This window comes from Escherichia sp. E4930, from assembly GCF_005845405.1.
In the GTDB taxonomy this organism is placed as follows: Bacteria; Pseudomonadota; Gammaproteobacteria; order Enterobacterales; family Enterobacteriaceae; genus Escherichia.
Genome location: NZ_VCDZ01000050.1, coordinates 1 through 8,158 on the forward strand (window position 1 = coordinate 1; position 8,158 = coordinate 8,158).

Genomic DNA, 8,158 nt, shown 5'->3' on the forward strand with positions numbered 1-8,158 from the left:
TCTTTTCTGTTTTTGAATTGCAGCCTTTGCATTATCACAGTTTTCATTTGTGATTTTTCCCTGAGAGCATTGTTCTATAACATTTTTTGCCTCAGATTGGTTTGCAAAATAATAATCAACATCATACACTTTATCGTTACAACCAGAGAGAAACAGAACGGATACAAATGCCATTGGAACAACTTTTTTCATATTACCCTCCTAATACATTCTTTCCTAATTGACCTGCCAGGCTTACTACTCTATTTCCAGCTTTTTTGGCAACAGAGGCAGCCAATCCTTTACCTGCATTGCTCATAGCCCTTACACCTGAAACAGCAGCTAATTTATTTGCTGCGCCGTTAGCTGAGGCAGTCAATCCATTAATACCTACTCCACCTGTTAGAGATGAGCACAACGTCCCAATTTGCTCTATCAGGTAAACAGATATTAACACAACCGCTAATAAAGTAGCCACAGACATGAATGTAATGGTCTTTGCATCCAAGTTAGCCGTTTGTTGTATTAGTGACAATACGAAGCCAAAAGATATGGTATAAAATACATTTAGCAAAATGTAGTTTAAACAACTACCACACCATGCAGTAAACATACCACGCGTTGGGGAGAATGCAGAAAAACATATAAATAAAATACCTACCGATAACACCATTCCGACCATAAACTTTGATACGCAAAGGAAAACGGTAGTATAAAAAACAAGCAAAAATCCTCCTGCATACCCTGTGATCCATATAAGACCAGCTTTAATCCATAGACCAAAATCAGTCATACCAAGCTGTCCCGTAGCATCACTCCAAAATTGCTCCATTGTATCTGACAATGCTTGCCAAAGATTATCTATTGAATTGGCTATATCAGACTGTCCAGTCAAAGCAGAAGACAATTCATCTCCAGAATGCATTACGAAAGGAATTACATATTGTGAATAATATGTTGAGCTATATGTGAAAACACCAACCAGAGCCAATTTCATTATATTTTTAGTAACTTCCGACATAACCACATCACGTTGTGAATATATTATTTCATAAGCAACAAAAATAATATAAACACCAATGGCTGCAAAAAATACAGGTGATATTGCATTTGCAATTTTTGCTGCGTTACTGGCTGCCCCTGATTCAACTAGTGTTGTAACAGTACTTAAAAACGTAGATATTATATTCATTTTTATTTCCACATAAAAATGCAAACGTAAGAGATCATCTCATCCGCACATGTGCTGAATATTCACTAGTCATTAATGATTTATGTTTTAAAGTAGAATCATTAAAAGAAAAGTTGCATTCCTCAATGCGGCATTCTCTTCCAGGATAAATAACTCTGCTATTAACAGCCTTGTCAACTTTATTTCTTTTTTGCTTTGACTTTAAAATCAACTCTCTCTGTTTTCTTGTTCCTTCGATTAATCGTTTTCTTCTTACAACATACATAGGCATATAACATCTCCAATTTACATTTACATATAAACAAAGACTTTTATATGTAAAGATAAAATATCTTTTAGGCTTTTTACCAATTTTTGGCGTGACACGATGCCCATCGTTCCTCCAGCTCAATCCTCCTCTTCATAGCTGGTATTCGTCACTTTCAAATTGTTAAAGAGCATTATTTATAATTCGGTTATTTTTTCATCAATTTTCAGTAGAGCTTCTTCAAGAAGTTCTCTGGCTAATTGAGTTTTAGGTAAGTTTGGTTTTAACAACCTAAGTTTTGTCAAAATGTAATTACTTCTACCATTAATTTTTATCGTGACAGTAGTTGGTTCCCAAACATTACCATTTACAATAAAATTTCCTGCATTTAAATTATCACTTACATCATTATTTCGACTCTTATTCACTTTTCCCGTTCCTTTGTCTCCATTTTTTTTGTTCTTTCAACACTTAATATGTTCTCACCAACAAACAACCTCGAAAAATACCCAATCGAGGACATATCAATTTGCCACAATCTTAGAAAATAAAGTTTTCCATTATTTTTCAATGGCTTTTTAATAAAGAAAGAGTTCAAAGACATACTTATCATTATTAATGATTCGCTTTTTTTTGATATAAATCACATTTAAATGCTCATTTTTTGAGCGATTAGACGATAAAAAAAGACGGCAAATGCCGCCTTTTTAATCATTTTGTTGGTGGAAGTAGTTATCTTACCCTAGTCCATAGATCAGCCATTATCCTGCACAAGAAGATTACTCTTACAGCCTCAAGCCGCTCCGAACCAAGAGCTAGCTTACTTCTCTGCAATGTTTTTTTTACCGCTTCAATCGAGCACTCATGCTCGCTCGCTATATCAATGATTTCACTTCCAAAAACCCAACTTAACGTAACCCTAAATTGTTTCTCTGTAAGTTCTGGAAACAAGGCTTTGATTTGTGTTAATCCATTGAGGTGTGTAAAATCAAAAGTAGCCATATGGCCTCCTGTGTAGGTGATATGGTTAGCTAGTACCGCCGTGGTCAAGACGGCGGTACTAGTGACTAATCTGAACGACTAAATATGACGTTACTTATTACTTTAAAAACAAAAAATACACATCATTTACGTTTGGACTTCCTTTCTTTTAGTTCACAACTCCTTTCTGATATTTTCTTATCCTCCCCACATAATTCATAATACCCTACTAATTTTTCTAAATCAGGAAGAGGCAACCTAGCTTCCTTATCATATAATTTTAGCGCATTTTCATATTCTAATATTATTTCAATACATTTCTTAGCCCACTCAACTTCAGCATTAGAACCTGACTTAACTCTTGGTCTAGCCGGTAAGCGCCGCCTCTTTGGCTTTATAGATTGTAAAGTTGGATGATCCTCTCGAACAAAACTAAACGATATGGCAATAACTTTTCTGGATGCCTTATATTCATTCAAAACAACTGAAATATCAGTTGATGCATTTATTTCATTAATTGATCTTTCAATTACTTTTTGTTTTAGAAACTTATACTCTTCATAGGATTTTTCTAATCCCAACATCACTTTAAAATCATAAACACTGATTGTATCAGTTGTAATCAACTCTCCCTTGCGATAATTATACATGTTTCTATATTTACATAACCAAGCATATATTCTAAAAGAATGAGGAGAGGTAAATGCTGATATTGCTCTTAATGCAAATAACGTAAAATTATCTTTTAATTGAAATAAAAGATCCGATATTTCGGTAGAAAAAACGATTTCTAAAAATACATTTTCTTCACCTTCAATATCATACTCTACCTCTGACAACCACAGGCGCCTTCTTTTTGTTTTCTTCCCAGAGTCCTGGTCAAAAGAATATGTGTCAATAGTTTTTCCTAGCAACCCATCAGCAATTGCTGATAACCTATTTTTAACGTTTTTATCCTTGATGTTAAAGACTTCAACAAACTCTTTTGTTGTAATCCTTATACGTTTCTCAGGTTTATCGTGCCTTGAGATCTTAGATATAGCTAAATTTAACAAACGAAATTCATCAAGTGTTATTTTATAAACACCATCAGTAATAGCATTTGATTGAAATATTAACTCCCCCTCTCGCGTATTCACCTCTACTGGCAACATCATATTTCTCCCATAGCAACCAATAATCACACTGTACCAAAGGTAGAAAACAAAATCAACACAGTATACCTTAAATAAAAACAACCATAAAAATCAATTAGTTAAAAAGACAAGAAGAAATAAAAGCATCCTGAAATCAGGCTACCTATAATCCGCAAAGAGGCAAGCCAAGCAACAGCTCCTGAAAAATGTATACCTTTAAAGTTCCTCAAATCAGTACGGTTCTGAATCTGGGCATAGAAAAACAATAAAAACAAAACAATTCTTTCAATCAAAAGAAACAATAAAATCATTAAAAATCAATACGTTAAAAAACATCAAAACTCACACCTTACTTATCCACAAGTCTGTGGATAAGTAAGTTATCCACCCTGAAATCTGTATACCTAACTCCTGAAATCTGTATACCTAACTCCTGAAATCTGTATACCTAACTCCTGAAATTTGTATACCTAACTCCTGAAATTTGTATACCTTTCAACTCTCAACTCACTGAAAAACAAAACAAAAAACAGCCTCTAAATATAGAAGTATTTAGAAGTAAGAAATATAGGAAGTAAAAACATGTAGCGATTTTCGCGTTTTTTGTGGATAAGCATCGTTACCAAGCTCCGACAAGGAAACAAGCGTACTTGCTCCAATCGTACATTGCAGAAATTCCGCTTCCTCGCCCACTCGCTCACTAGCGTTCGGTCGCTAGGGCTGCGGCGAGCGGTGCTATCTCTCGCATATTGTCGGTAATTTCGCTATTGTTCTGTCGGAAACGAGGTCGTGATAACCGCTAAAACACTCTCAGAAGCACTTAGACAAATAAAACAGAATTCTTTCAGAGAATGGAAGGTGCGAAAGACTTTCAGCAGCTTCTGTCCATCAAAATCAGCTCCGGCGAAGACTGAGAAAGCTCTCATGTTTAGTCACATTCTTAATGTTTAATGTGATTGATGTAATGAGCTAATTTATTGATTTAATTAATTTTATATTGGTGGGAGTTTTAATTAAGATCCTCATTTCACTAACCGAGGATCTTCTTGTGTTTTAAGAAAAAACACTTTTATATCAATGGGATATACACAGCACCGAATTGCTTGATATGGCCATTCATGATAACGGGATATAAATCTACAAAATTAATAGATCCAATAACGATCCTTCCCATGACCGTCCAAGAAAAGCCATAAAATGCATCCTATCGCTTTATTTTAGTCCTAGTAATCCCAATCCATAGGGAAGCATTAAAAATCGTTCAGAGCGCGATTCAGGGCGTTTTAGCGGGTTAGCGTTGCGCCGTAGCTCGCAATGCTCGTGCATGCAGTACAGCGCCCTCCCTCCTACTGCGCAAATCAGCATAATATGACCTGCAAAGTCCTAGTATGTTGACTAGCGGCTTTGCAGCGATGTGGTTCTGCTGCTCCCTGGTATTTTCTTTCGGGCTTACATAACTCCTAAAAGTTACCCACAACCTGTGTATAAAAAAGTTATCCACACTAAATCTGTCCCCCGTTAACCATAAATTTGTCCCCTTTTGACCATAAATCTGTCCCCTGATAAAAACACAAATAACCATAAATCTGTCCCCTTTTAACCATAAATCTGTCCCTAGTTGGAATTGCAATCAATTGAAAAACAATAGAAAAATACCCTTAGAAAAGGAAATATTATATGTAACATAGGAGTGATCTATCTTTTAGAAAAAAGAAATAAAGAAAAAATAATAGAGCGAACTGTGAATAATTTTGCTCGACACCTTAAAACCATCAGGTACGGTCAAAACACGAAGCGTACTTGCTCCAATGATACATCGCAGAAATTCCGCTTCCTCGCCCACTCGCTCACTAACGTTCGGTCGCTAGGGCTGCGGCGAGCGGTACTATCTCTCTCTGTCGGTAATTTTGGTATTGTTATTTCGGAAACAGAAGTAAATGCTTTTCAGTGCAGGGGAACGCTTACAATGAGTTTCTATTCATCAAAATCAGCTCTGGTGAAGACCAAGAAAGCTCTCATGTTTAGTCTTGTTCTGTGGTTGATAAAATGAGCTAATTTATTGATTTAGTTGATTATCATATTGGTTGGACTTTTAATTAAGCCCCTCATTTCACTAACCGAGGATCTTCTCATGTTTCAATGAAATATACTTCTATATCAATAGGATACGCCAACCAAAGAGTTACCAGATATGATCATTCATCATGACGGAGCATAAACTACAAAATTAACAGATCCAGTAACGATCCTTCCCCTAACCACCCCAGAAAAGCCATAAAACACGTCCTGTCGCTTTATTTCAGCCCTGGTAATCCAAACCCACAGGGAAGCATTAAAAATTGCTCAGAACGCGATTCAGAACGTTTTAGCGGAGTAGCATTGCACCCGTAGCTCGCGATGCTCGCACGCGCAGTACAGCGCCCCGCCCTGCTGCGACGCACCAGGACGGCGTAAACTCGCTTACGCTCGCGCTAACTGCGGCATTCTGCGGCGCAAATCAGCATAATCATGGCCTGCTGGTCAGTTGGGCTTTGCAGGGCGAAGGGATGGCCTGTGCGCCCTGGTACGTTCGCCAGCGGCTGCGCCGCGCTTCGGGGCGATGTGGCTCTGCTGCTCCCTGGTATTTTCTTTCGCCCCTTCTATGCCCTGCCGGGCATCATGTAAACATAACTTAACTATATGTATTTAATCTATTTTTTGTTTTAAGTCAGGAGTAAAAATTACTTGCAAATAGGTCAGAACTGACCTATTATAAGCATATCGAGAGGGGATAGTCCCTGATCACCAAAGCCGCCCAGCGGCAGGAGTTTAAAAATGGAAAACTACGCTAAATTTGTTGCTACTGAAATTCTTAATCAGCTTGGCGGAAATCGCTTCATTGCTATGACTGGCGCAAAGAACTTTGCCTATTTTGATGAAGATGGTGAATGTGGTCTTAGTTTTCGTCTTCCTTCAAAATTTGCAATGAATGGAATTAATTTAGTAAAAATCAAATTAACCTTTTCCGATACATACCAGGTGACCTTTTCTCGTGTTCGAGGAGCAATGGTTAAAGAAGTATCGACATTTGACAATGTTTATTGTGATCAGTTGGAATGTTTGTTTAACGAACAAACCGGACTTGCAACCAGATTGTAATTTTTAATATGGGGGGATTCCCCCCCATATCAGGAGGATAAATGAAAGTTCTTATTGGTAATATCAATATTCGTAATCATCATATGCTTCTTGAATTAGCTGGAATTGCAGGATTTGCCGGAAGCGTTGAATATACAAGTGAAATATCCGCAAGTATTGACCTTATGGATGATTCTTTTAGACGTAAAGTTGGTATAAGCGATAGTGAAATATTAAAGATGTTAGAGGCATTTGTTGAAAATAAATTTTCAATAAAACTCGTTTAAAAACACTTGATAATAGGTCAGAAATGACCTATTATCAGCATATCGAAAGGAGGTAGTCTCCGATCACCAAAGCCGCCCAGCGGCAGGAGTTAAATATGAAAAAATCAACTTTTCCTGTTATCGTTTCTACGACTGGTCATGCGTTTTCTGTTGCGCGTGTGACGCTTTGCACTATCTGCCTGAAACATGAAAAAACAGGCAAGGATTATGTTGTTATTTTCACGGATCGCAATAATATCCGCGATTATAAAACGGGAGTAGTCCCGTGTTTTGGAGAGCTTTACCAGGAAGATATCGATTTGATTGTTGGAAAAAGTTAAAGTAAAGGGGCTATAAGCCCCTTTACTGTTAAAATAGGAACCATATTAATATGAAGGTACGAAAAGGTGACAGGCAATATTATTTGAATAAAGAAGGTAATATGTTTCATCTTGTGAAACGGGTGAAGACCTTTTCTAAATCTGCGACTTTAGGAAAAACGAAAGCAACGGTGAAAACTGTTGCTGATCTTGTTTTTAATGAGAAGGCATTCGACACAATAGACTTTTCCAGAGATGGATTAAGAGAGAATGATAAAGAAATTGTTTCTATGATGATTCAGGAAATGAACAATGAACGGGGAAAAAATGTTAACTGAAAACACACCAGAAAACATCAAACGTCTGCGGAAAAAAATTGGTCTGACGCAGAAAGAATGTGCCGAAATATTCAGCATGACTCCGCGAACCTGGCGTCGCAAGGAAGAACCTGTCGGAACTGTAAGTGGTACAGCACTTACACCTGTGGAGTTTAAATATCTTCAGCTTTTAGCTGGGGAACATCCAGAATACGTTCTGTGCAAAAGGGACAAGCCTGAATGTAGTGAATGAGTTGTTGCGCCCGTAGCTCGCGATGCTCGCACGCGCAGTACAGCGCCCCGCCCTGCTGCGACGCACCAGGACGGCGTAAACTCGCTTACGCTCGCGCTAACTGCGGCATTCTGCGGCGCAAATCAGCATAATCATGGCCTGCTGGTCAGTTGGGCTTTGCAGGGCGAAGGGATGGCCTGTGCGCCCTGGTACGTTCGCCAGCGGCTGCGCCGCGCTTCGGGGCGATGTGGCTCTGCTGCTCCCTGGTATTTTCTTTCGCCCCTTCTATGCCCTGCCGGGCATCATGTAAACATAACTTAACTATATGTATTTAATCTATTTTTTGTTTTAAGTCAGGAGTAAAAATTACT

Annotated in this window: 10 protein-coding genes; 5 read left to right on the forward strand and 5 right to left on the reverse strand. The window is 37.9% G+C overall.

Features of this window, described 5'->3' with window-relative positions:
- The 5 genes from FFT88_RS24550 to FFT88_RS24575 all read right to left on the reverse strand — a co-directional run.
- On the reverse strand, positions 1 to 192 hold a 192-nt coding region (locus FFT88_RS24550; protein WP_135405999.1), incomplete at its 3' end, for an EexN family lipoprotein.
- A gap of 1 nt (position 193) precedes the next feature.
- On the reverse strand, positions 194 to 1,171 hold the full coding sequence (locus tag FFT88_RS24555) for a type IV secretion system protein (RefSeq protein WP_001021612.1): 978 nt from the start codon (positions 1,169 to 1,171) through the stop codon (positions 194 to 196).
- Positions 1,172 to 1,615: 444 nt separating this feature from the next.
- Positions 1,616 to 1,846 (reverse strand): hypothetical protein, encoded by a 231-nt coding sequence (locus FFT88_RS24560; protein WP_001043556.1) that lies wholly within the window; start codon positions 1,844 to 1,846, stop codon positions 1,616 to 1,618.
- A gap of 304 nt (positions 1,847 to 2,150) precedes the next feature.
- Positions 2,151 to 2,420, reverse strand: a complete 270-nt coding sequence (locus tag FFT88_RS24570; protein ID WP_000190069.1) for a hypothetical protein — start codon at positions 2,418 to 2,420, stop codon at positions 2,151 to 2,153.
- Positions 2,421 to 2,542: 122 nt separating this feature from the next.
- Positions 2,543 to 3,556, reverse strand: a complete 1,014-nt coding sequence (locus tag FFT88_RS24575; protein ID WP_135406001.1) for a replication initiation protein — start codon at positions 3,554 to 3,556, stop codon at positions 2,543 to 2,545.
- Positions 3,557 to 6,349: 2,793 nt separating this feature from the next.
- Between FFT88_RS24575 and FFT88_RS24590 the strand changes: the two genes are divergently transcribed.
- The 5 genes from FFT88_RS24590 (at position 6,350) to FFT88_RS24610 (ending at position 7,808) form a co-directional block, all read left to right on the forward strand.
- Positions 6,350 to 6,673: a hypothetical protein gene (locus FFT88_RS24590; RefSeq protein WP_000432877.1), complete on the forward strand. Its 324-nt coding sequence runs from the start codon at positions 6,350 to 6,352 to the stop codon at positions 6,671 to 6,673.
- A gap of 41 nt (positions 6,674 to 6,714) precedes the next feature.
- Positions 6,715 to 6,939 carry a hypothetical protein gene (locus FFT88_RS24595; protein ID WP_135406002.1) on the forward strand — a complete coding sequence of 75 codons (225 nt, stop codon included), beginning with the start codon at positions 6,715 to 6,717 and terminating at the stop codon, positions 6,937 to 6,939.
- A 95-nt stretch (positions 6,940 to 7,034) separates the two neighbouring features.
- Positions 7,035 to 7,259, forward strand: coding sequence for a hypothetical protein (locus FFT88_RS24600; protein ID WP_135406003.1), 225 nt, complete (start codon positions 7,035 to 7,037; stop codon positions 7,257 to 7,259).
- Between the two features lie 50 nt (positions 7,260 to 7,309).
- Complete coding sequence (locus FFT88_RS24605; protein WP_000868277.1) at positions 7,310 to 7,576, forward strand: hypothetical protein; 267 nt, start codon at positions 7,310 to 7,312, stop codon at positions 7,574 to 7,576.
- Positions 7,566 to 7,808 (forward strand): XRE family transcriptional regulator, encoded by a 243-nt coding sequence (locus FFT88_RS24610; RefSeq protein ID WP_135406004.1) that lies wholly within the window; start codon positions 7,566 to 7,568, stop codon positions 7,806 to 7,808. The genes FFT88_RS24605 and FFT88_RS24610 overlap by 11 nt, the downstream gene beginning before the upstream one ends.
- The last annotated feature ends 350 nt before the right edge of the window (positions 7,809 to 8,158 follow it).

Excerpts from the sequence above, each read along its gene's own strand:
- FFT88_RS24555 (WP_001021612.1), bottom strand. The coding sequence starts at position 1,171 with ATGAATATAATATCTACGTTTTTAAGTACTGTTACAACACTAGTTGAA.
- FFT88_RS24570 (WP_000190069.1), bottom strand. The coding sequence starts at position 2,420 with ATGGCTACTTTTGATTTTACACACCTCAATGGATTAACACAAATCAAA.
- FFT88_RS24575 (WP_135406001.1), bottom strand. The coding sequence starts at position 3,556 with ATGATGTTGCCAGTAGAGGTGAATACGCGAGAGGGGGAGTTAATATTT.
- FFT88_RS24590 (WP_000432877.1), top strand. The coding sequence starts at position 6,350 with ATGGAAAACTACGCTAAATTTGTTGCTACTGAAATTCTTAATCAGCTT.
- FFT88_RS24595 (WP_135406002.1), top strand. The coding sequence starts at position 6,715 with ATGAAAGTTCTTATTGGTAATATCAATATTCGTAATCATCATATGCTT.
- FFT88_RS24600 (WP_135406003.1), top strand. The coding sequence starts at position 7,035 with ATGAAAAAATCAACTTTTCCTGTTATCGTTTCTACGACTGGTCATGCG.
- FFT88_RS24605 (WP_000868277.1), top strand. The coding sequence starts at position 7,310 with ATGAAGGTACGAAAAGGTGACAGGCAATATTATTTGAATAAAGAAGGT.
- FFT88_RS24610 (WP_135406004.1), top strand. The coding sequence starts at position 7,566 with ATGTTAACTGAAAACACACCAGAAAACATCAAACGTCTGCGGAAAAAA.